This is a genomic window from Streptomyces sp. SYSU D01066-1, from assembly GCF_054956795.1.
Genome location: NZ_JBUDHV010000006.1, coordinates 177,445 through 199,296, shown reverse-complemented (window position 1 = coordinate 199,296; position 21,852 = coordinate 177,445). Strand labels below are relative to the sequence as shown.

Genomic DNA, 21,852 nt, shown 5'->3' with positions numbered 1-21,852 from the left:
GCTCACGCTCCTCCTGACGTCAACCTCCCGCACCGGTAGGGTGATCCGCACCTCTGTTCACGACGGTGTGGGCGGTGCGTACGGCGACGGGCGGGGCGAGGGGTGCCGGTGGCGGAACAGCCGGAGTACGTGAAGGTCGAACGGCCGCTGATCGAGCAGTTGGAGGCCATGGGGTGGGGGCACCTGCGGGGCGCGCCCCCGGGGCAGCCGGCCACCCGGCCCGAGGACTCCGGGCGCAGGTCGTTCACCGATGTCGTCTACGCGGACCGGTTCCGCAACGCCGTGGCCCGGATCAACGTCCGTCCGCAGGACGGGACGTCCTGGCTCACCGCCCAGCAGCTCGATCACATCCTCGCCCGTGTCCGCGGCACCGTCCCCGGCCAGGGCGCGGCAGGGCGGGGCGTCACCGCGAACCTGGAAGTCACCCGGCTGCTGCGCGAGGGCGTTCCCGCCCGGACGATCCCCGGCTGGACCAAGGGCGACCCCGAGCACGTCCGGCTCGTCGACTGGGACGGGCGGTTCGAGGACGGCAACGACTTCCTGGCCGTCTCCCAGTTCCGGGTGGAACGCCCCGGCGCCGCGGCCGCCACCCCCGACCTGGTGCTGTTCGTCAACGGCCTGCCCTGGGTGGTCGTCGAGTGCAAGGCGCCCGTGACCAGCAGCCGCAAGGACGCGCGCTTCGCCCTCGACCAGGCCGTCATGGAGGTCATCGCCTACGCGGGCACGGACGCCACCGCTCCCGTGGCCGAGTTCACCCGCTTCGCGCAGCTGCTCGTCGGCACCGACTGGACGCACGCCGAACTCGGCACCGTCACCGCCGAGGCGAAGCACTTCGCGCCCTGGCGGACCGTGGCCCCCGCCCGGGAGGCGGAGGTCAGGGCGGAGACCGGGGTCCCGCAGGACCGGGAGCTCTCGGCGCAGCAGACGCTGGTCGCCGGCGTCCTGCGGCCGGCCCACCTCCTCACCCTCGTCAGGGACTTCACGACCGAGACCCGGCACGGTTCACGCACCGTGAAGGCCGTCGGCCGCTTCCAGCAGTTCCGGGCCGTCCACGCGATCGCCGCGACGCTCCGCGAGCGCCGCAGGGCCATCGACGCGGGCAAGGACGTGCACCAGCGCGGCGGGGTCGTCTGGCACACCCAGGGTTCCGGCAAGAGCCTCACCATGGCCTTCCTCGTCCGCCACCTCAGGAGCACCCGCGACCTGCGCGGACACAAGGTCGTCGTGGTCACCGACCGCATCGACCTGGAGAAGCAGATCCGGCGCAGCCTCGCCGCCGCCGAGGAGAAGATCTACCGCTCCGGCTCGGTCCCGCAGGCCCGCCAGTACCTCGCCGTCGACGTCCCCGACGTCACCCTGGTGATGCTCCAGAAGGCACGCCGGGACGACAGCGCCTGGGACGGCCGCGAGGAGAAGCTCGCCGAGACGCCGGACGAGCAGGACCAGGTGCACAACCACGTCGCCAACCCGGGACACGACATTGTCGTCCTGGTCGACGAGGCACACCGGGGGCACCTCGCCTGGCAGCACGCCCGGCTGCGCGCCATGCTGCCGAACGCCGTACTGGTCGGCTTCACCGGAACCCCCATCCTCAGCAAGGCACGGAAGACCACCGAGGACATCTTCGGCGACTTCACCGACACCTACACCCTGCGCGACGCCGAGACCGACCGGGCCGTCGTCCCCGTGCGCTACGAGGCCCACAACGTGCGCCTGGAGGTCATCGAGAAGGCCGTCCTGGACGCGTCCTTCGACGTGGAGGTGCCGGCCGACCCGAAGCAGCGGGAACGGGTCCTGCGGAAGTTCGCCCGCAAGAAGGAAGTCCTCGAAACGCCGTCGGTGATCGCGGACAAGGCCGAGCACATGCTGCGCCACTGGGCGCGCACCGCGCTGCCCGACCGGTTCGGCGCACAGGTGGTGACCGTGTCCCGCAAGGCGGCCGTCCGCTACCGCGACGCGCTGCTCGCCGCCCGGACCCGCCTCGTGGCGGAACTCGACGCGCTCGACCGCGACTTGGTGTACGACCCGAACGGCTACGACACGGCCGCCCCCGAAGAGCGGGAACTGCTGGACCTGCTGCCCCACCGGGCCCTGCTCCGCTCCATCGACGCCGCGGTGGTCATCTCCCAGGCGTCCTCGGGGCAGAAACCGGACCCGGAGGACTGGAAGACCTGGACGGCGAAATCCCGGCAGGACGCGTACATCGAGCGTTTCAAACGGGGACTCGGTGATCCGCGTGCCGCCGCGGACGATCCCTCGTGGGAGGCCAGGACGCACGGCCGACCCGAGGGCGCCGCGTATCCCGAGAACCCTGGCACGTCGGGCGACCCGTGGCATGCCGACCGGCCCGGCGCCCGGGCCGATACGACGCAGAGCGAGGACGACGAACCGATGGCCTTCCTGGTCGTCCAGTCCATGCTCCTCACCGGCTTCGACGCCCCCGCCGAGCAGGTCCTCTACCTCGACTGCCCGCTCTCCGGTGTCGGACTGCTCCAGGCGGTGGCCCGCACCAACCGCCTCTACCCGCACAAGGAATGGGGCCAGATCGTCGACTACATCGGTGTCGGGCCCGAACTCGCCCGTTCCCTGGCCGAGTACGACGAGGCCCACCTGCGCGCCGTGTACGGCTACGAGAACCTGTCCCTCGACCACCTGGAGCCGGACTACGCGGGAGACCAGCCGGTCCGCGACCGGATGTGGCTGGAGACCGAGGCCGCCGCCGACAATCGGCTGGCCGACCTGCGCAAGCAGATCACCGAGCTCCTCGCGGACCGGGGTGTCACCTCGCTCGCCGACCAGCGGCAGCGCGACGACCTGCTCGCCGCGCTCGCCGACCCCCTGCTGCTGGGCGAGTTCGACGAACTCGTCCGCGACTTCCTGACCGCGCTCAACGCCGTACTGCCGAGGCCCGCCGCGCTGAAGTACGAGACCGAGGCCAGGCTGCTGGGTGAGATCCAGTACCTGGCCCGGCAGCGCTACCTGGACGGACGCGACGACTTCAGCCCGCGCCGCTACGGCGCCAAGGTGCGCCGGCTCATCTCCCGCCACCTGCGGGTCTCGGGCATCGAGGAACGCGTACCGCCGGTCGAGCTGACGGCGGCGGACTTCATGGAGAAGGTGGGCGCCACCCCGGATCCGAGGGCCAGGACCGACTACATGCGCAGCAGGCTCCGGCTGCACATCGACGCCCGTCTGGGCTCCGACCGCACGCTCTACCAGCGGTTCAGCGACCGGCTGGAAGAGATCGTCCGCCGGATGAGCGACGACTTCGAGGAGGCCGCCGCCGCGCTCGCGGCCCTGGTGGGTGACGTGGTCGCGGCCGAGGGCGACGACCACGGCCCGGACACCGGGGACGGCCGCGTGCGCGATCTCGACCGGTGGACCGAGCAGCCGGTCTACGGGTTGCTGAAGGAGGCGTTCGAGGAGACCGGGACACCGGAGGGAGTGGACCTCGTCCAAGGGTCCCGCGACCTTACTGCCAAAATCGCCCGGCTCGTCGGCTCCCCGGACTTCGTCGTGCTCGTGGACACCCAGATCAGGGTGCGACGGACCTTGCGCGTCTACCTGGAGAAGGACCTGCACATCATGGACTGGGCGCGGGTCGGCTCGCTCGCCGGGGACCTGGTGGAACTCGCCCGCAACCGGCACGCCGACTTCCTGCGCTACCGGGGCCGGACCGACTGATCACCACGGACCGCCGTCACCTGGGCGGTTCCGCGTGATGGTAGGAATGGCGGGTGACCGGCCCCGCCCACCCCGTCCAGCAGGCGATCGCCGCCCTGCCGCTCCCCGCCGAGTGGGAGTGGGAAATCGTCGTCCGGCCCCGGCGCCGGACCCTGGGCATCGACGTCGCTCCCGACGGCGGCGTGCGCTTCGCCGTACCGCCGGACGCCGATCCCCGCGAGGTGGCCGACGCCGTACGGTCCCGCCTGCCCCGGCTCGCGGACGAGGTGCGGCGCAGGCGTCGGCGTCCCGCCGAACAGGTCAAGGAACTGGTGGACGGGACGAGCTTCGCCTATCTGGGCCGTCGGCACCGGTTGCGGATCGTCCCGGCGGGCGAGGGGCGGCGCGTGCGCCTGAACCAGGGCTGGCTCGAACTGCCCCGGCCCGTCCGCCGCCGGGCCGGCGGGCGGGCCATCGCCGAGTGGTACCAGGCGTGCGGCAGCCGGTGGCTCGCCGTACGCGCGCCCTCGTACGCCGGAATGATCGGCGTCTCACCGAAGGCGCTGGAGGTGCGCGACCTCGGTCTCCGATGGGGCGCCTGCGCCCCTGACGGCACGATCACGGTGCACTGGGCCGTCCTGCAGTTGCCCGCCGCGCTGGTCGACCTCGTCCTCGTGCACGAACTCTGCCACCTGCGGACGCCCGGGCACGGTGCCGCGTTCCGCGGGCTGGTCCGGCGCACTCTGCCGGACGCCGACGAGCGCGAGCACCGTTTCACCGAGCGGGAACCGGGACTGTGGCGAGGCGCGGTGAGGTGACGCCGGCCTCGCTCCCGCAGCTCTGTGCCGCTGTTCAGCCCGCGAAGAACTCCGCCAGCACCGGCGCCAGCACCCCCGGTTCCACCATGTGGCTCTGGCCCTCCAGCTCGCCGTACCGGCCGTGAGGCACCGTCTGGGCGATCTCCCGGGCCGCCGCGCGCATCGACGCCGTGCCCACGCCGCCCGCCAGGGCCAGCACCGGCACGTCGATCGCGGCCAGCGCCTCGCGCGGTGGACGCCCGTCGCCCAGGACCGCGTCGTCGTACGCCAGGCTCGGCGCGACCGACTCCAGGCCCGCCCACAGGGGGGACTGGCGGGCCCTGCCGATGACGTCCTCGCCCAGGCCGGTGTGGCGCAGGAAGAGCTCCACCGCGTCCCCGCGCCGGCCGGCGCGCAGCGCCTGAGTCAGCCGCCCGGCGTACTCCGCGCGGGCCGCGACGGCGGCGTCGTCCATCGCGTACGGCACCTCGTAGACCGCCGCCCGCCGCACCGGCAGCCCGCTCGCCGCGGCCCGCAGCACCAGCGCGCCGCCGGACGAGACGCCGTACAGGCACGCCTCGCCGCCCAGCGCCCCGAGCAGCGCCGCCAGGTCCTCGACCTCGCGGTCGACGGCGTAGGGCGGCGTGTCGCCGCTCTCGCCGCGGCCCCGGCGGTCGTACACCAGGACCTCGAAGCGGTCCGAGAGGGCGGCGGCCAGGGGCGCGAGCGTGGCGCCCGTCGACAGGGCGCCGCTGACCAGGACGAGCGCGGGGCCCGTCCCGGTGCGGGTGTGGGCGATCGGGGTGCCGTCGCGTGACTGTGTCTTCTCCATGCCTGTGCAGGTTGCCCTACCGCGCGCGGTCAACCGGTCACGACACCTCCACGTCGTAGAAGCACAGGTGGTCCTTGATCTGCCGCACCTCCTCCGCGGGGTCCGGGTACGCCCAGACGGAGTCCGGCGCGTCCGGCAGCGACCAGTAGACGGCGTCGCCCTTGAAGGGGCAGTGGGTGGTCGTGCGGGACGGGGTCAGCAGGTCCACGCGTACGTCGAGCGAGGGGATGTAGTAGCGGTCGGGGCAGCCCGTCTCCCGCAGGAGCAGGGCCTCGTCGCTCTCGGCCAGGACCTGCCCGTCGCGCGTCACGCGCACGTGCCGGTCGCTGGGCTCCACGGTGATGCGGTGTCCGGTGGTCACGGTCGTCCTCCTCGGGCCGGCGGTGTCCTCGTGACAGCACGCCGCGAAAGCGACTTCTTCCCCGGCGGGACGGAGCCGTACCGTTGCCCCCATGAACATCTGCGTCTTCCTCTCCGCCGCCGACCTCGACGAGCGCTACACACGTCCCGCCAAGGAGTTCGCCACCCTGCTCGGCAAGGGCGGGCACACGCTGGTGTGGGGCGGCTCGGACGTCGGGCTGATGAAGGTGGTCGCCGACGGCGTGCAGGAGGCCGGGGGACGCCTGTGCGGGGTCTCCGTGGAGTTCCTGGCCGGCAAGGCGCGCAAGGGCGTCGAGGAGATGATCGTCGCCCGGGACCTGGCCGAGCGCAAGCGGCTGCTGCTGGAGAAGGCCGACGCCGTGGTGATCATGGTGGGCGGCACCGGCACGCTCGACGAGGCGACCGAGATCCTGGAGCTGAAGAAGCACGGGCACACCGACAAGCCGGTCGTCCTGCTCAACACCGCGGGCTTCTACGACGGGCTCAAGGAGCAGTTCCGCCGGATGGAGGACGAGGGGTTCCTGCCGCGCCCCCTGGGCGAGCTGGTGTTCTTCGCCGAGGAGCCGGTCGGCGCGCTGGCCTATCTGGAGGAGAGCCGGGGCGTCGCCTGAGCCGACCGGGGCGCGGAACGGTCCGGCGGTGATGCGAGCATGGCGGCATGGCTACACATGTGATCACCGGAGCCGGCTCCGGCATCGGCGCGGCCGTCGCCCGCCGTCTGCACGCGCGCGGGGACGACGTCGTGCTGCACGCGCGCGACGCGGGCCGCGCCAGGGAACTGGCCGCCGCCTTCCCCGGCGCCCGCACCCTGGTCGGCGACCTGGCCGACCCCGACAAGCTGTCCTGGGCCCTGTCCCACCAGTCGCTGCCGGACCGGGTCGACTCCCTGCTGCACATCGCCGGCGTCGTCGACCTCGGCCCGGTCGGGGAGCTGACCCCGAAGTCCTGGCGCCACCAGCTCAACGTCAACCTCGTCGCACCCGCCGAGCTGACCCGCCTGATGCTGCCGCAGCTGCGCGCCGCCCAGGGGCACGTGATCTTCGTGAACTCCGGCTCCGGGCTCAACGCCCACGCCGAGTGGGCCGCGTACGCCGCCTCCAAGCACGGCCTGAAGGCCCTCGCCGACTCCCTGCGCCACGAGGAGCACGCCAACGGGGTCAGGGTCACCTCCGTCTACCCCGGCCGCACCGCCAGCCCCATGCAGGCCAAGGTGCACCAGCAGGAGGGCAAGGAGTACGACCCGGCGCGCTGGATCGACCCCGAGTCGGTCGCCACCACGGTCGTGATGGCCCTGGACCTGCCCAGGGACGCGGAGGTCAACGACCTCACGGTGCGCCCCGGGCGGTGAGCGGGACGCCGTACGTTCCGTAGGCTGCCGGGGTGAGCGAAAACAGCCAGACCAGGTTCGGTGCGGCCACCGGCGTCGGGTCCCTGCCGGGACAGGACGCGCGCGAGGCCGTCAAGACCGTCACCGGGACCTTCGAGGACTTCCCGTTCCTGCCCGAGCTGCCCGCCCGCGGGCCCGGCGCCGACATGATCGGACGCACCGCCGGGATGCTCGTCGAGCTGTACGCGCGCGTGGAGCCCAGCGGCTGGCGGCTCGGCGACCGGCCGGGCCGGGACACCAGGCGGGCCCGGGCCTGGCTGCGGGAGGACCTCGACGCCCTGGAGGAGTTCACCCAGGGGTACCAGGGCCCGCTGAAGGTGCAGGCCGTCGGCCCCTGGACGCTGGCCGCCGCGCTGGAGCTGCGGGGCGGCGAGGCGGTGCTGAGCGACGCCGGGGCCTGCCGGGACCTCGCCGCCTCCCTCGCCGAGGGGCTGCGCGAGCACCTCGCGGAGGTCGCCCGCCGCGTCCCCGGCGCCACCCTCGTGCTCCAGCTCGACGAGCCCTCCCTCACCGCCGTACTGCGCGGCCGGGTGCGGACCGCCAGCGGCTACCGCACCCACCGGGCCGTCGACCGGCAGGTCGTCGAGGCCGCGCTGCGCGACGTCGCCGGGGCGCACGGGGCCGGCCCCGTCGTGGTCCACTCGTGCGCGCCCGACGTCCCGTTCGCCCTGCTGCGCCGGGCCGGCGTGGCCGGTGTCTCCTTCGACTTCTCCCTGCTCACCGAGCGTGACGACGAGATGATCGGGGAGGCCGTGGAGGGCGGGACACGGCTGTTCGCCGGTGTCGTGCCGACCGCCGGGGGCCCGTTGTCAGACCCTGCCGGTAGCGTCATGGGTGTCAGGACGCTGTGGCGCAGGCTGGGGCTGCATCCGGGGCTTCTCGCGGACGCGGTCACGGTGACCCCGGCGTGCGGACTCGCGGGCGCGTCCCCCGAGTACGCGCGGCGGGCGCTCGCCCACTGCGTCCGGGCGGCGAGATCCCTCGCGGACGACCCAGAGTAACGGGAGGACATACACGGTGGCCGGCGACAAGCAGGCGGAGACGACGAACGTGCCCGCCGAGGCACGGGAGAAGCACGTTCAGCTCGCTGAGCGGATCGAGGAGCACCGCTTCCGGTACTACGTGAAGGACGCCCCCGTCATCAGCGACGCGGACTTCGACCGGCTGCTGCGCGACCTGGAGGCGCTGGAGGAGGAGTACCCGCCGCTGCGTACCCCGCAGTCGCCGACCCAGAAGGTCGCCGGTTCCTACGAGACGGAGTTCACCGCCGTCGAGCACCGCTCGCGCATGCTCTCCCTGGACAACACGTTCAACGAGGAGGAGCTGACCGCCTGGGCCGAGCGCCTCCACAAGGAGCTGGGCGAGCAGGAGTTCCACTTCCTGTGCGAGCTGAAGGTCGACGGACTGGCCGTCAACCTCACCTACGAGCGCGGCCGCCTGGTCCGCGCCGCCACCCGCGGCGACGGCCGCACCGGCGAGGACATCACGCCCAACGTCCGCACCATCGCCGACATCCCCGAGCGCCTGAAGGGCGACAAGGTCCCCGACCTGGTGGAGATCCGCGGCGAGGTCTACTTCCCGATGGAGAAGTTCGAGGAGCTGAACGCCCGTCTGGTCGAGGCCGGCGACAAGCCCTTCGCGAACCCGCGCAACGCGGCGGCCGGTTCGCTGCGCCAGAAGGACCCCCGCGTCACGGCGAGCCGTCCCCTGCACATGGTCGTCCACGGCATCGGCGTCCTGGAGGGTTACGCGGGCCTGACCCGCCTCTCCGAGGCGTACGGCCTCCTCAAGGAGTGGGGCCTGCCCACCTCCCCGTACAACAGGGCGGTCGACACCCTCGCCGAGGTGCACGAGTTCATCGCGTACTACGGCGAGAACCGCCACTCGGTGGTGCACGAGATCGACGGCGTCGTCGTCAAGCTCGACGAGATCCGCCTCCAGGGCCGGCTCGGCTCCACCGCCCGCGCCCCCCGCTGGGCCATCGCCTACAAGTACGCGCCCGAGGAGGTCAACACCAAGCTCGTCGACATCAAGGTCGGCGTCGGCCGCACCGGCCGGGTCACGCCCTACGCCCAGGTCGAGCCGGTGACCGTGGCCGGCAGCGAGGTGGAGTTCGCCACGCTGCACAACCAGGAGGTCGTCAAGGCCAAGGGCGTCCTCGTCGGCGACACGGTGGTGCTGCGCAAGGCCGGTGACGTGATCCCGGAGATCCTCGGGCCCGTCGCCGACCTGCGGGACGGCAGCGAGCGCGAGTTCGTGATGCCGGCCGAGTGCCCCGAGTGCGGGACGCCGCTGCGCCCCATGAAGGAGGGCGACATCGACCTGCGCTGCCCCAACGCGCGCAGCTGCCCCGCCCAGTTGCGCGAGCGCGTCACCTACCTCGCCGGCCGTGAGTGCCTGGACATCGAGCACTTCGGGGCCGTCGCCGCCGCCGCGCTGACCCAGCCGCTGGAGCCGGCCGACCCGCCGCTGGTCGACGAGGGCGACCTGTTCGACCTCACGATCGAGAAACTGCTGCCCATCAAGGCGTACGTCCTGGACCCGGTCAGCGGGCTGCCCAAGCGCGACCCCAAGACCGGCGAGGAGAAGGTCGTCACGGTCTTCGCCAACCAGAAGGGCGAGCCGAAGAAGAACGCCCTCGCCCTGCTCAGGAACATCGAGGACGCCAAGACCCGCCCCTTGGCCCGGTTCCTCAACGGACTCTCCATCCGGCACGTCGGACCGGTCGCCGCGCGGGAACTCGCCCGCCAGTTCCGCTCCGTGGACCGCATCGAGCAGGCCAGTGAGGAGGAGCTGGCCAACACCGACGGGGTCGGGCCGATCATCGCAGCCTCCCTCAAGGAGTGGTTCGCCGAGGAGTGGCACCGCGAGATCGTCCGCAAGTGGAAGGCGGCCGGCGTCCCCCTGGAAGAGCGGTCCACCGGCGAGGACGAGGGGCCGCGCCCGCTCGAAGGCCTCACCGTCGTCGTCACCGGCACCCTGGAGCGCTACACCCGGGACGGCGCCAAGGAGGCCCTGCAGAGCCGGGGCGCCAAGGTGACCGGTTCGGTGTCGAAGAAGACCTCGTTCGTCGTCGTGGGCGACAACCCCGGGTCGAAACACGACAAGGCGATGCAGCTGAAGGTCCCGGTGCTCGACGAGGACGGCTTCGACGTCCTGCTCGAACAAGGGCCCGAAGCCGCCTCGGACGTCGCACTTTCGGCTGAGGAATAGCGGTTGAAGGCCGCCCGTTCGGTGCATACCGGATGCATAGGGGTGGCCGGGGCGCAATCGGGCAACCGCCGACGAGCGGTGCCCGTGGAAGCCTTCCGCGGCCTACTGTTGGGACGTGCGCCTGCCGCGCCCAGTCGCGGCCGGGGCATCGCCCGCGCTCCGAAGGGGCCGGGAAACGGACTTTCCCACGCGGAACCGCCGGCGGCCCCCTCGGGCGCCGGGCCGCGTGGCGCGGGCACCGCCGGCTGTGAGAGGGACGGGAATGGAACCGACCGAGAGCGCCGCCCCGGGCTCACGGCTGCGCCCGCGTCGCCTGTGGGACGCGGCGCGTGCGAGCCGGTGGGCCGGGCGGCCTTCTCCGGAGGGCGGCGGACGGGGGCGCACCGCCCGGGCCACGCCGCCCGGCCGCGGCACCGAGCACGCTCCCGGCCTGCCGGACACCGACGCCGAACGGCACCTGTCCTGGCCCGCGTTGCCCGCGGCGGTGGTCGCGGCGGCCGGGTTCGTCCTGGGCGCCGGGTTCTACCGGGCGTTCGCCGACGGGCACGCGCTCTTCCCGTCCGGCGCGGCCGGCTGGTCGCTGGCCCTGCTGACCGGCGTCGTCGTCGGCCACCTCGTCCTGCTCGGCCGCGCCCGCTGGTGGGGCGGCACCGGCTCCGGCGCCGCCCTCACCCTGGCCGTGCTGCTGCTCTACGGCTGGGTCCCGGCCGGCATGGTCAGCCTCACCGTCGTCGTCCTGGTCGGCGTCGCCCGCCGGGGCCGCTGGCGCCAGGGCGTGCTGCACGGCGCGGTCGACGTCCTCGGCATCGCCGCGGGCGCCGCCCTGCTGGGCGCCTGCGGCGCCGTGCCGTCCGTCGAGGCGCCCTGGGACCCGGGCACCTGGACGGTCGCCGCCGCGCCCAAGGTGGTGCTGGCCGCCGTCGCCTACCTCGCCGTCACCCGCACCCTGCTGTGGTACCTGCACACCCCGTGCCCCGGCCTGCCCACCATCGCCCGCACCGCCCTGGCCAGACAGGGCCTGGTCGCCGTCGCCCTGCTCGGCATCGCCCCGCTGATCTGCGTGGTCGCCTTCGCGCAGCCGGTGCTGCTGCCGCTGTTCGCGATCCCGCTGATCGCCCTCGACTCCACCCTGTGGATCGCCCGCGCCCGCGCCGAGGAACAACTCCGCGACCCGCTGACCGGACTGCCCAACCGGCAGTGGCTCCAGGAACGCATCTGGACCGCGCTGGACGACGCCGAGCGGACCGGGATCCGCACCGCCCTGATGCTGATCGACCTCGACCGTTTCCGGTCGGTCAACGACACCCTCGGGCACCTGGCCGGTGACCGGCTGCTGCTCCAGATCGCCGACCGGCTGCGGGCGGCGCTGCCACGCGGGGCGGAGGCGGCGCGGCTGGGCGGCGACGAGTTCGCCGTCCTGCTGCCCGTCACCGACTCCACCACGTCCGCGACCCAGGTCGCCCACGGCCTGGTCGGCGCCCTCGGCTCCCCGCTCGACCTGGACGGACTCACCCTGGTCCTGGAGGCCAGCGCCGGGGTCGCCGTCTTCCCCGACCACGGCCTGGACGCCGAAGGGCTGCTGCGCCGGGCGGACGTGGCGATGTACCAGGCGAAGCGGGACCGTACGGGCGTCGAGGTCTACGAGTCCAAGCGGGACTCCAACACCCCGGACCGCCTCGGCCTCCTCGGCGACCTGCGCCGCGCCCTGGACGCCCGGGAGGTGGAGCTGCACTACCAGCCCAAGGTCCGCTTCGACGGGCAGGTCGCGGGGCTGGAGGCGCTGGTGCGGTGGGTGCACCCCGAGCGCGGCAAGGTGCCGCCGGACGAGTTCATAGCCATCGCCGAGTCCTCGGGGCTGATGCCCCAGCTGACGGAGTACGTGCTGGAGACGGCGCTCGCCCAGGTCGCCCGGTGGCGGGCGCAGGGCCTGTTCGTGCCGGTCGCGGTCAACGTCTCCCCGCGCGACGTGCACGCTCCCGGCTTCGCCGGCCTGGTCGCCGCGCGCCTGGCCCGGCACGGCGTCCCGGCGGGCGCGCTCCAGCTGGAGATCACGGAACACGTCCTCCTGGAGGACCCGCAGCGCGCCGCCGACACCCTGGCCGGGCTGACCGGGCACGGGGTGAAGATGTCCCTGGACGACTTCGGCACCGGGTACTCCTCCCTGGTCCACCTGCGCAAGCTCCCCGTCAGCGAGCTGAAGATCGACCGCTCCTTCGTGGCCCGGCTGGCCGTCGACAACGAGGACGCGGAGATCGTGCGGTGCACGGTCGACCTCGCGCACTCGCTGGGGCTGCTGGTCGTCGCGGAGGGCGTCGAGGACGACGAGACGTGGGAGCGGCTGCGGGACCTGGGCTGCGACGCGGTACAGGGCTGGCTGGTGGCGGCGGCGATGCCGCCGGACGAGACGACGGCGTGGCTGCGGGCGCGGGGGTCGCGGGGGTGGCAGCGGCCCGCTGCCGCGCTGCCCGCCGCCGCCGGGGACGAGCCGGGGCGGGGCTGAGCCCCCGGCGGCGCAGCGTCAGTTCAGCAGGTGGACGTCGAGCTCCACACTGTCCGGGCGGCGCTCCCCGGTGGCCACGAACAGCCGCTCGTTGATCCAGGACAGCCGGGGCGCGGCGGTGGTCAGGCGGGGGAAGCCGCGGAAGTAGACGCGTTCCGGCGGGACCTCCTCGCCCCGGACCAGGGCGGCGATGTCCTCCGGGAGGCCGGCGCGGATGCCGACGGCGTGGACGGCGACGCGCTCGCCCCGGTCGGTCTCCAGGGCGTACTGGGCGTCGAGTTCGGTGAGGGACGCCGTCCGCGGGATCTGGTGGTCGGCGCCGCCGGGCAGGACCGTCCCGCGCAGGCCGGACCCCTCGAAGCGGCCCCCGGTCAGCGGCACCAGACGGCGGTGTCCCTCCGGTGTCCCTCCGGTGTCCCGCCGAGGTCGTACGGCGGGTCGACGAGCACGGACAGATGGGCGAAGAAGGTCAGTGCCGGCGTGCGGTGACGGTCCATGGCGTTCCCCGTCCGGTGTCGTGGGCGGTCAGTTGACGCGGTCGGCGAAACCGGCGGGCAGCTCCTCGGGGCCCACGGCGACGATGCTCTCGTCGTCCTCGCCCACCCGCTCGAACAGGGTGATCCGGGCGAACTCCGGGACGACGTAGATGGGGTAGGTGGGGCCGGCGTCGCGGAAGGCGCGCATCTCGTCCAGGTGGTCGTTCTGGTAGAGCACGGTCTTGCCGCCGTCCTCCTCGATCCAGCGCGGGAAGAAGATCGTGCCGTGCAGCACGCGCCGGCCGGGCAGCACGTTGACGACGACCGACGTCCCGGTGGGCTCGTTCCAGGAGATCTTGTACACGTCCTCGGCGAGCCGCACCAGGTCCACCTCCTGGTCCTTCACCCAGCGGCCGCCGACCATGCCCGTGTGGATGCGGTAGTCGATGGTCTTCGCGTTCTTCACGTACATCTCGTACTGCCAGCCGTTGGCGTACGTGTAGATGAACCGGTGTCCGACGATGCCGCCGAGGTCCTGCGGCGGGACGGGGTTCTCGACGGTGGTCGGCGTGTCGTTCCTGGTCATGGTGGTGCTCCTCGCTGTGGTGCGGGCCTGGTTCCGATCCCCCACTTCACTGTGCCACAAAATATATTTGTGACAAAACTTTATGGGAGCGGTTCACAATGGAGCCATGCGACCGACGGAAGAAGGGGAAGCGGCGGACGGGGCGGCGCGGGTCGCCTCCGGGCTCGGCGGGCTGCTCGGACCGCTGCGCCGGGCCGTCCTGCGCTCCACCCGCAACGCCGAGGGCCTGCCCGACCTGCCGGAGGCGCAGATCGAACTGCTGCGCGCCCTGTCCGCGGCCCCGGACGGTCTCTCGCCCTCCGCGGCCGCCGCCCGGCTGCGGATCGCGCCCTCCACCGTCAGCAACCTCGTCCGCGCGATGTCCGCCGCCCGGCTCGTGGAACGGCTGCGGCCGGAGCACGACCAGCGCACGGTGATGCTGACGGTGTCCGACCGGGCCCTGGGGCTGCTGCGCCGCTACGACCGGGCCAGCGCCGCGGCCCTCACCCGGGTCGTCGAGGAACTGTCCGACGCCGACCGCGCCAGCCTGGAGTCGGCGCTGCCCGCGTTGCGCCGCCTGGTGGAGGCCCTGGAGGCGACGGATCCCGGCCGGGGCAAGGACCCCGCCTGAACAGGGGCCGCGGCACCTTCGCGACGCCGGCGGCAAACCGTTTCACGAGCACCCGTCCCCGCCCCATAGGATTGGGCCAAACCACACACTCCCACCCAGAGGAACGCTGCATGCCTGGCATCACGCGCGAGGAGGTCGCCCACCTCGCCCGGCTGGCGCGTCTGGAGCTGAAGCCCGAAGAGCTCGAGCACTTCGCGGGACAGCTGGACGACATCATCGGCGCGGTCGCCCGCGTCAGCGAGGTCGCCGACCAAGACGTACCCCCGACCTCGCACCCGCTCCCGCTGACCAACGTCATGCGGGCCGACGAGGTCCGTCCGTCGCTCACGCCCGCGCAGGCGCTCTCCGGCGCCCCGGCCCAGGAGCAGCAGCGTTTCAAGGTGCCGCAGATCCTGGGGGAGGAGTAACCGCCATGAGCGACATCATCAAGCTCACCGCGGCCGAGATCGCCGCGAAGATCGCCTCCGGCGAGCTGACGGCCGTGGAGGTCACCGAGGCGCACCTGGCCCGCATCGAGGCGGTCGACGAGAAGGTGCACGCCTTCCTGCACGTCGACCGCGAGGGCGCCCTCGCCCAGGCCCGCGCCGTGGACGCGAAGCGCGCCCGCGGGGAGGAGCTCGGCCCGCTGGCCGGCGTCCCCCTCGCGCTCAAGGACATCTTCACCACCGAGGGCGTCCCCACGACCGTCGGCTCCAAGATCCTCGAAGGCTGGCTGCCGCCCTACGACGCGACGGTCACCAAGAAGCTCAAGGCCGCCGACGTCGTCATCCTCGGCAAGACCAACATGGACGAGTTCGCCATGGGCTCGTCGACGGAGAACAGCGCGTACGGGCCGACCGGCAACCCCTGGGACCTCACCAGGATCCCCGGCGGTTCCGGCGGCGGTTCCTCCGCCGCGCTCGCCGCCTTCCAGGCCCCGCTGGCCATCGGCACCGACACCGGCGGTTCCATCCGCCAGCCCGCGGCCGTCACCGGCACGGTCGGCGTCAAGCCGACCTACGGCGGCGTCTCCCGCTACGGCATGGTGGCGTTCTCCTCCTCCCTCGACCAGGGCGGCCCCTGCGCCCGTACGGTCCTGGACGCGGCCCTGCTGCACGAGGTGATCGCCGGCCACGACCCGATGGACTCCACGTCGATCGACGCGCCCGTCCCGCCGGTCGTCGAGGCCGCCCGCAACGGCAGCGTCGAGGGCATGCGCGTCGGCGTCGTCAAGCAGTTCCGCGGCGAGGGCTACCAGGCCGGCGTCATCCAGCGGTTCGACGAGTCCGTCGAGCTGCTGAAGGAGCTGGGCGCCGAGATCGTCGAGCTGGACTGCCCGTCCTTCGACCTCGCGCTGTCGGCGTACTACCTGATCGCCCCGTCCGAGTGCTCCTCCAACCTCGCCCGCTTCGACGGCCTGCGCTACGGCGCCCGCGTCGGCGACGACGGCACGCACTCCGCCGAGGAGGTCACCTCCCTGACCCGCGAGGCCGGCTTCGGCCCCGAGGTCAAGCGCCGCATCATGCTCGGCACCTACGCCCTGTCCAGCGGGTACTACGACGCGTACTACGGCTCCGCGCAGAAGGTCCGTACGCTCATCACCCGCGACTTCGAGAAGGCCTTCGAGCGGGTCGACGTGATCGTCTCCCCGACCACCCCGACCACCGCCTTCCCGATCGGTGAGCGCGCCGACGACCCGATGGCGATGTACCTCGCCGACCTGTGCACCATCCCCACCAACCTGGCGGGCAACGCGGCCATGTCGCTGCCCTGCGGCCTCGCCCCCGAGGACAACCTGCCGGTGGGTCTGCAGATCATCGCCCCCGCCATGCAGGACGACCGGCTGTACAAGGTCGGCGCCGCCGTCGAGGCCGCCTTCGTGGAAAGGTGGGGCCACCCGCTGATCGAGGAGGCACCGTCGCTGTGAGCAAGCTGTCGAAGGCCAAGGGCTTCAAGAAGTCCAAGAACGGCCTGTACCTGTCCATGGCCACCACCGCGTTCGGCGCGATCAGCGTCGCCAAGCAGGCGAAGCTCGCCCGCACCGAGAGCGACACGCTCCGCCTGGTCGACGCCGCCGTGTCCGCCGCCGCCATCGTCACCGGCCTCGCCATCCTCTACCGCGAGCTGAAGCGGCTGGGCGACGACGACGTCCTGCTGGGCTGAGAGGGAAGTTTCACCGTGACCACCACGACCGACCTGGTGTCGTACGAGGACGCACTCGCGTCGTACGACCCCGTCATGGGCCTTGAGGTCCATGTCGAACTCGGCACCAAGACCAAGATGTTCTGCGGCTGTTCCACCGCGCTCGGCGCCGACCCGAACACCCAGACCTGCCCGGTCTGCCTCGGCATGCCCGGCGCGCTCCCGGTCGTCAACGCGACCGGCGTGGAGTCCGCCATCAAGATCGGCCTCGCGCTGAACTGCTCGATCGCCGAGTGGTGCCGCTTCGCCCGGAAGAACTACTTCTATCCGGACATGCCGAAGAACTTCCAGACCTCCCAGTACGACGAGCCGATCGCCTTCGACGGCTACCTCGACGTACAGCTGGAGGACGGCGAGACCTTCCGCGTCCAGATCGAGCGCGCCCACATGGAGGAGGACACCGGCAAGTCGACCCACGTCGGCGGCGCCACCGGCCGTATCCACGGCGCGTCCCACTCCCTGCTCGACTACAACCGCGCCGGCATCCCGCTCATCGAGATCGTCACCAAGCCGATCGAGGGCGCCGGGGAGCGCGCGCCGGAGGTCGCGCGGGCGTACGTGCGTGAGCTGCGCGAGGTCATCAGGGCGCTCGGCGTGTCGGAAGCCCGCATGGAGATGGGCCAGATGCGCTGCGACGTCAACCTGTCGCTGCGCCCGCACGGCACCGAGAAGTTCGGCACCCGCTCGGAGACCAAGAACGTCAACTCGCTGCGGTCCGTGGAGCGCGCGGCCCGCTTCGAGATCCAGCGGCACGCGGCGGTGCTCTCCTCCGGCGGCACGGTCGTCCAGGAGACCCGCCACTTCCACGAGGACACCGGGTCCACGACCTCGGGCCGCGTGAAGGAGGAGGCCGAGGACTACCGGTACTTCCCGGAGCCCGACCTGGTGCCGGTGGCGCCCGCGCGCGAGTGGGTCGAGGAGATCCGCCGCGGGCTTCCCGAGCTGCCGCTGGCACGCCGCAGCCGGCTCCGCGAGGAGTGGGGGATCTCGGCCACCGACATGCAGGCCATCCTCAACGCCGGCGCGCTGGACCCGATCGTCGCCACCATCGACGCCGGGGCCGACGCGGCCTCCGCCCGCAAGTGGTGGATGGGCGAGCTGGCCCGCAGCGCCAACGAGTCGCAGAAGCCGCTGGACGAGCTGGCGATCACGCCGCAGCAGGTGGCCCGCGTCACCGAGCTGGTCGCCAAGGGCGACCTCAACGACAAGCTGGCCCGCCAGGTCATCGAGGGCGTCCTCGCCGGCGAGGGCACGCCGGACGAGGTCGTCGACAAGCGCGGCCTGAAGGTCGTGTCGGACGAGGGCGCGCTGTCGGCCGCCGTGGACGAGGCGATCGCCGGCAACGCCGGCATCGTCGCCAAGATCCAGTCCGGCAAGGTGGCCGCGGCCGGCGCGCTGGTCGGCGCCGTCATGAAGGCGACGCGCGGCCAGGCGGACGCGGCCCGCGTCAAGGAACTGATCCTCCAGAAGCTGGGGGTCGAGGAGGGCTGATCCGCTCCTGGTGGTGAGCCCCGGGGGGCGCGTCGGACACGACGCGCCCCCACTTTTGTGAGTAAACCCACGAACAGTGCAAAGGATCATTTCTCCCTGTAAGAGTGGCACCGCATCACTCATACGTTCTTTGCGGGCTGTTCGGTCGATGAGCGGCTGTTCCCGGTCAAAGATCGACCATCAGGCATTCTGGGAGCAGGTCCGTGGCAGCCCTTGCACGCTGGTGTGTCCGACGCCGCCTCGTCGCGGTCCTGTTGTGGCTGCTCGCCCTCGCCGGCGTCGCCGCCGCCGCGGCCGTCACCGGCCCCGCCTACTCCGACGACTACGACGTGCCCGGCACCGAGTCGAGCCGCGCCGCCGGACTCCTCGCCGCCGGGTTCCCCGGAGCCGGCGGCGACAGCGTCACCGTGGTCTGGCACACCGCGTCCGGCACCGTCCGGGCCGCCGCCGTCGAACAGACCATGACCGGCGCGCTCGACGACATCGCCGACCTGCCCGGCGTGGCCGCCGTGACCGGCCCCTACGACGCCCCGGACACCGGCCGGATCAGCGAGGACGGGCGCACCGCCTACGCCACCGTCGCCTTCGAGGAGCGGGCCGCGGACCTCGCCGGGGCCGGCGTCCGCGCCGTCGCCGACACCGCCCGGGCCGCCGCGGCCGACGGGCTCCAGGTGGAACTGGGCGGCAGCGCCGTCGCGGCGACCGAGGCGCCCGGCGGACACCTGGCCGAGACCGTCGGCGTGGCCGTCGCCGCCGCCGTCCTGTTCCTCGCCTTCGGCTCCCTCGCCGCCGCGCTGCTGCCCATCGCCACCGCGCTGGTCTCCGTCGGCACCGCCTACGCCGGCATCACCCTCCTCGGTCACGTCATGACCGTCGCCGACTTCGCGCCGATGCTGGGCATGCTGATCGGACTCGGCGTCGGCATCGACTACGCGCTGTTCCTCGTCACCCGGCACCGGCGCGGCCTCAAACGCGGCCTGAGCCCCACCGAGGCGGCCGTGAACGCCGTGACGACCACCGGCCGCGCGGTCGTCTTCGCCGGCGCCACCGTCTGCATCGCCCTGCTCGGCATGCTGGTCCTGCGGCTGGGCTTCCTCAACGGGGTCGCCGTCGCCGCCGCGCTGACCGTGGTCCTCACCGCCGCCGCCTCCGTGACGCTGCTGCCCGCGCTGCTCTCCTTCATCGGCCCCCGCGCCCTCAGCCGCCGCGAGCGCCGCCGGCTCGCCGAGCACGGCCCCGAACCCGAGCTGCCCACCGGATTCGCGGCCCGCTGGTCGGCCCTGGTCGAACGCCGCCCCAAGGCCCTCGGCGCCGCCGCCCTCCTCGTCGTCACCGTCCTCGCGCTGCCCACCCTGGGCCTGCGGCTGGGCACCTCCGACCAGGGCAACGACCCGCGGGGCTCCACCACCCGCGCCGCCTACGACCTGGTCGCCGACGGGTTCGGCCCCGGCGTCAACGGCCCCCTCACCCTGGTCACCGAGGTCGGCGGCGCCGAGGACCGGCTCGCCCTGGACAACCTCGACGCCACGCTGCGGGCCACCGAGGGCGTCGCCTCGGTGACGCCGGTGACCTTCGACTCCGGCGGCGACACCGCGTACCTCACCGTCGTACCCGAGTCGGCCCCGCAGTCGTCCGACACCAGCGATCTGGTGGACCGGCTGCGCACCGAGGTGCTGCCGCGCGCCGAGCGGGGCACCGCGCTCGACGTCCACGTCGGCGGGGTGACGGCCGGGTACGACGACTTCGCCGACGTCATCGTCGGCAAACTCCCCGCCTTCGTCGGCGTCGTCGTGGGCCTCGGCTGTCTGCTGCTCCTGCTGGCCTTCCGGTCCGTCGGCATACCGCTGAAGGCCGCCGCCATGAACATCGCCGCCGTCGCCGGGTCCTTCGGCGTCGTCGTGGCCGTCTTCCAGTGGGGCTGGGGCAGCGAGGCGCTGGGCCTGGGCAGCGCGGGCCCGATCGAGCCCTTCCTCCCCGTCATCATGGTCTCGGTCCTCTTCGGACTCTCCATGGACTACCAGGTCTTCCTGGTCAGCCGCATGTACGAGGAGTGGCTGGAGACCGGTGACAACCGGCGCGCGGTACGGGTCGGACTCGCCGAGACCAGCCGGGTGATCAACTCCGCGGCGGTCATCATGATCTCCGTCTTCCTCGCCTTCGTCCTCACCGGCGACCGCGTCATCGCCATGTTCGGCATCGCGCTCGCCGCCGCCGTCGCCCTGGACGCCTTCGTCCTGCGCACCCTGCTGGTGCCCGCCCTGATGCACCTGCTGGGCCGCGCCAACTGGTGGCTGCCCGCCTGGCTGGAAGCCCGGCTGCCGAGGATCAGCGTCGAACCGCCCGAGTGCCGTGCCGCGCATGAGAGGCTCACCGACGTGATGAACCGACTGCGGGAGGAGCGGGACCGCGATGTACGCGATACCACTGGGTGAGGACGGAGCCGAACTGCGTCCGCTGGAGCCCTGGCACGCCGGGGAGTTCCTCGCCCACCTCGACCGGGGCCGGGAGTTCATCACCCGGCACATCCCGTTCGGGACGCAGGCCACCGACACCGCCTCCGCGCGGGCCCTGCTCACCGTGTACGCCGAGAAGCGGGCCGCCGACAGCGGCTTCCTGCACGGGCTGTGGCTGGACGGCGAGCTCGTCGGCGGGCTCCTCTTCCGCGTCTTCGACGCCGCGTCCGGCGTCTGCGAGATCGGCTGCTGGCTGGAGCCGGCCGGTACCGGCAAGGGCCTGGTCACCCGCGGCGCCCGCGTCCTGATCGACTGGGCCTTCGACGAGCGCGGCATGCACCGCGTGGAGTGGCACGCCTCCTCCGCCAACCTCCCCAGCGTCAACGCGGCCCGGCGGCTCGGCCTGACCCGCGAGGGCGTGCTCCGGGAGAGCAACCCGTACCGTGGGGTGCGTCAGGACATGGAGATATGGGCCGTGCTCGCGCCGGAGTGGCGGGCGGCACGCGCGCGTACCGCTCACAACGATCGTTAAGGGACCTCTCAGAGAGCGTCCGTACGGTGCGAGACATGGGAACGAAGACAGTGGACGAGACCGGCGCCGCGACGAAGGCGGACGAACACGAGGAGGACGTCACCGACGTCACCGACGCCCCCGAGGCCCAGGAGGAACCGCGGGCCACGGAGGGGGAGCCGGAAGCGGCCGAGGCGGCCGAGGAGACCGAGCCGGCCGCCGGGAAGACCCCCGGTGTCGGGCAGGGCGCGGGGGCTGTCGTCTCCGTGGCGCTCGGCGTCGTGTCGCTGACGGGAAGCTGGACGGGCACCATCGCCGGCGCCAAGAAGAACCTCCTCGCCCAGCTCGAATCGTCCGCCTCCTCCTCGTCGAGCGTGCAGACCCTGCTGGAGCGGGGCTACGGCGACGCCTGGCACGCCACCGCCCTGTGGAGCGGCCTGTTCGCGCTGTTCGCGCTGCTCGTCGGCGTCGTGGTGCTGGTCCGGCCCGCGTTCGGCGCGCCCGACAGGCCGCAGGCCCCGTGGATCAAGTCGGTCGCCTGGGCGGGCGTCGCCCTGGGCGTGATCGGTCTGCTCCTGGCCGTGCTCACGTACACCGACATCCTGCTGTCCGTGCCGACCGTGAGCTGACGCCCGTACGGACCAAAGGGGGCCCGGGGGCGCCCGGCGCACACGGAGCGCCGGACGCCTCCGGGCCCCCGGCCGCGTCCGGGGCCGCCTCTCGCACGGCGGGGCGGGACGTACGCTGGGGAGCACCGGCCGAGGAGGTCAC

General features: G+C 72.8%; 20 protein-coding genes. 15 read left to right on the top strand and 5 right to left on the bottom strand.

What is annotated here, in order from left to right; genetic code table 11:
* Positions 1-108: 108 nt before the first annotated feature.
* A complete protein-coding gene (locus ACY1JF_RS08815; RefSeq protein ID WP_462704434.1) occupies positions 109-3,684 on the top strand; it encodes a type I restriction endonuclease subunit R in 3,576 nt (1,191 codons plus the stop codon).
* A gap of 53 nt (positions 3,685-3,737) precedes the next feature.
* Positions 3,738-4,481, top strand: a complete 744-nt coding sequence (locus ACY1JF_RS08810) for a M48 family metallopeptidase (protein ID WP_462704433.1) — start codon at positions 3,738-3,740, stop codon at positions 4,479-4,481.
* A gap of 34 nt (positions 4,482-4,515) precedes the next feature.
* Here ACY1JF_RS08810 and ACY1JF_RS08805 read toward each other — a convergent pair whose 3' ends face one another.
* A complete protein-coding gene (locus ACY1JF_RS08805; RefSeq protein WP_462704432.1) occupies positions 4,516-5,292 on the bottom strand; it encodes an alpha/beta fold hydrolase in 777 nt (258 codons plus the stop codon).
* Between the two features lie 37 nt (positions 5,293-5,329).
* Positions 5,330-5,653: a DUF427 domain-containing protein gene (locus ACY1JF_RS08800; protein WP_462704431.1), complete on the bottom strand. Its 324-nt coding sequence runs from the start codon at positions 5,651-5,653 to the stop codon at positions 5,330-5,332.
* A gap of 91 nt (positions 5,654-5,744) precedes the next feature.
* On the opposite strand from ACY1JF_RS08800, the gene ACY1JF_RS08795 reads away from it, so the two are divergent.
* From ACY1JF_RS08795 to ACY1JF_RS08775, 5 genes are all read left to right on the top strand, one after another.
* On the top strand, positions 5,745-6,284 hold the full coding sequence (locus ACY1JF_RS08795; protein ID WP_462704430.1) for an LOG family protein: 540 nt from the start codon (positions 5,745-5,747) through the stop codon (positions 6,282-6,284).
* Positions 6,285-6,331: 47 nt separating this feature from the next.
* Positions 6,332-7,021 (top strand): SDR family oxidoreductase, encoded by a 690-nt coding sequence (locus tag ACY1JF_RS08790; RefSeq protein WP_462704429.1) that lies wholly within the window; start codon positions 6,332-6,334, stop codon positions 7,019-7,021.
* Between the two features lie 32 nt (positions 7,022-7,053).
* Positions 7,054-8,061, top strand: a complete 1,008-nt coding sequence (locus ACY1JF_RS08785; protein ID WP_462704428.1) for a methionine synthase — start codon at positions 7,054-7,056, stop codon at positions 8,059-8,061.
* A gap of 16 nt (positions 8,062-8,077) precedes the next feature.
* Positions 8,078-10,273: an NAD-dependent DNA ligase LigA gene (gene ligA / locus ACY1JF_RS08780; RefSeq protein WP_462704427.1), complete on the top strand. Its 2,196-nt coding sequence runs from the start codon at positions 8,078-8,080 to the stop codon at positions 10,271-10,273.
* A 262-nt stretch (positions 10,274-10,535) separates the two neighbouring features.
* On the top strand, positions 10,536-12,773 hold the full coding sequence (locus ACY1JF_RS08775) for a putative bifunctional diguanylate cyclase/phosphodiesterase (protein WP_462704426.1): 2,238 nt from the start codon (positions 10,536-10,538) through the stop codon (positions 12,771-12,773).
* Positions 12,774-12,791: 18 nt separating this feature from the next.
* On the opposite strand, the gene ACY1JF_RS08770 is transcribed toward ACY1JF_RS08775, so the two are convergent.
* From ACY1JF_RS08770 to ACY1JF_RS08760, 3 genes are read right to left on the bottom strand one after another with little or no spacing between them, the layout of a single operon-like run.
* Complete coding sequence (locus tag ACY1JF_RS08770; protein ID WP_462704425.1) at positions 12,792-13,154, bottom strand: DUF3237 family protein; 363 nt, start codon at positions 13,152-13,154, stop codon at positions 12,792-12,794.
* Positions 13,145-13,270 (bottom strand): hypothetical protein, encoded by a 126-nt coding sequence (locus tag ACY1JF_RS08765; RefSeq protein WP_462704424.1) that lies wholly within the window; start codon positions 13,268-13,270, stop codon positions 13,145-13,147. Before ACY1JF_RS08765 ends, ACY1JF_RS08770 begins: the two co-directional genes overlap by 10 nt.
* A 28-nt stretch (positions 13,271-13,298) precedes the next feature.
* Positions 13,299-13,835, bottom strand: coding sequence for a phenolic acid decarboxylase (locus ACY1JF_RS08760; RefSeq protein ID WP_462704423.1), 537 nt, complete (start codon positions 13,833-13,835; stop codon positions 13,299-13,301).
* Positions 13,836-13,941: 106 nt separating this feature from the next.
* Here ACY1JF_RS08760 and ACY1JF_RS08755 point away from each other — a divergent pair, with 106 nt between their 5' ends.
* The 8 genes from ACY1JF_RS08755 (at position 13,942) to ACY1JF_RS08720 (ending at position 21,710) form a co-directional block, all read left to right on the top strand.
* Positions 13,942-14,445: a MarR family winged helix-turn-helix transcriptional regulator gene (locus ACY1JF_RS08755; protein ID WP_462704422.1), complete on the top strand. Its 504-nt coding sequence runs from the start codon at positions 13,942-13,944 to the stop codon at positions 14,443-14,445.
* Between the two features lie 110 nt (positions 14,446-14,555).
* Entirely contained in the window at positions 14,556-14,852 is a 297-nt protein-coding gene (gene gatC, locus ACY1JF_RS08750) for an Asp-tRNA(Asn)/Glu-tRNA(Gln) amidotransferase subunit GatC (protein ID WP_462704421.1), read from the top strand.
* A gap of 5 nt (positions 14,853-14,857) precedes the next feature.
* Positions 14,858-16,351 (top strand): Asp-tRNA(Asn)/Glu-tRNA(Gln) amidotransferase subunit GatA, encoded by a 1,494-nt coding sequence (gene gatA / locus ACY1JF_RS08745; protein ID WP_462704420.1) that lies wholly within the window; start codon positions 14,858-14,860, stop codon positions 16,349-16,351.
* A complete protein-coding gene (locus ACY1JF_RS08740; protein ID WP_462704419.1) occupies positions 16,348-16,587 on the top strand; it encodes a hypothetical protein in 240 nt (79 codons plus the stop codon). Before gatA ends, ACY1JF_RS08740 begins: the two co-directional genes overlap by 4 nt.
* A 15-nt stretch (positions 16,588-16,602) precedes the next feature.
* Complete coding sequence (gatB, locus tag ACY1JF_RS08735; protein WP_462704418.1) at positions 16,603-18,117, top strand: Asp-tRNA(Asn)/Glu-tRNA(Gln) amidotransferase subunit GatB; 1,515 nt, start codon at positions 16,603-16,605, stop codon at positions 18,115-18,117.
* Positions 18,118-18,320: 203 nt separating this feature from the next.
* Complete coding sequence (locus tag ACY1JF_RS08730; protein WP_462704417.1) at positions 18,321-20,549, top strand: MMPL family transporter; 2,229 nt, start codon at positions 18,321-18,323, stop codon at positions 20,547-20,549.
* On the top strand, positions 20,527-21,102 hold the full coding sequence (locus ACY1JF_RS08725) for a GNAT family N-acetyltransferase (protein WP_462704416.1): 576 nt from the start codon (positions 20,527-20,529) through the stop codon (positions 21,100-21,102). Before ACY1JF_RS08730 ends, ACY1JF_RS08725 begins: the two co-directional genes overlap by 23 nt.
* A 35-nt stretch (positions 21,103-21,137) precedes the next feature.
* Positions 21,138-21,710, top strand: coding sequence for a hypothetical protein (locus tag ACY1JF_RS08720; RefSeq protein ID WP_462704415.1), 573 nt, complete (start codon positions 21,138-21,140; stop codon positions 21,708-21,710).
* The last annotated feature ends 142 nt before the right edge of the window (positions 21,711-21,852 follow it).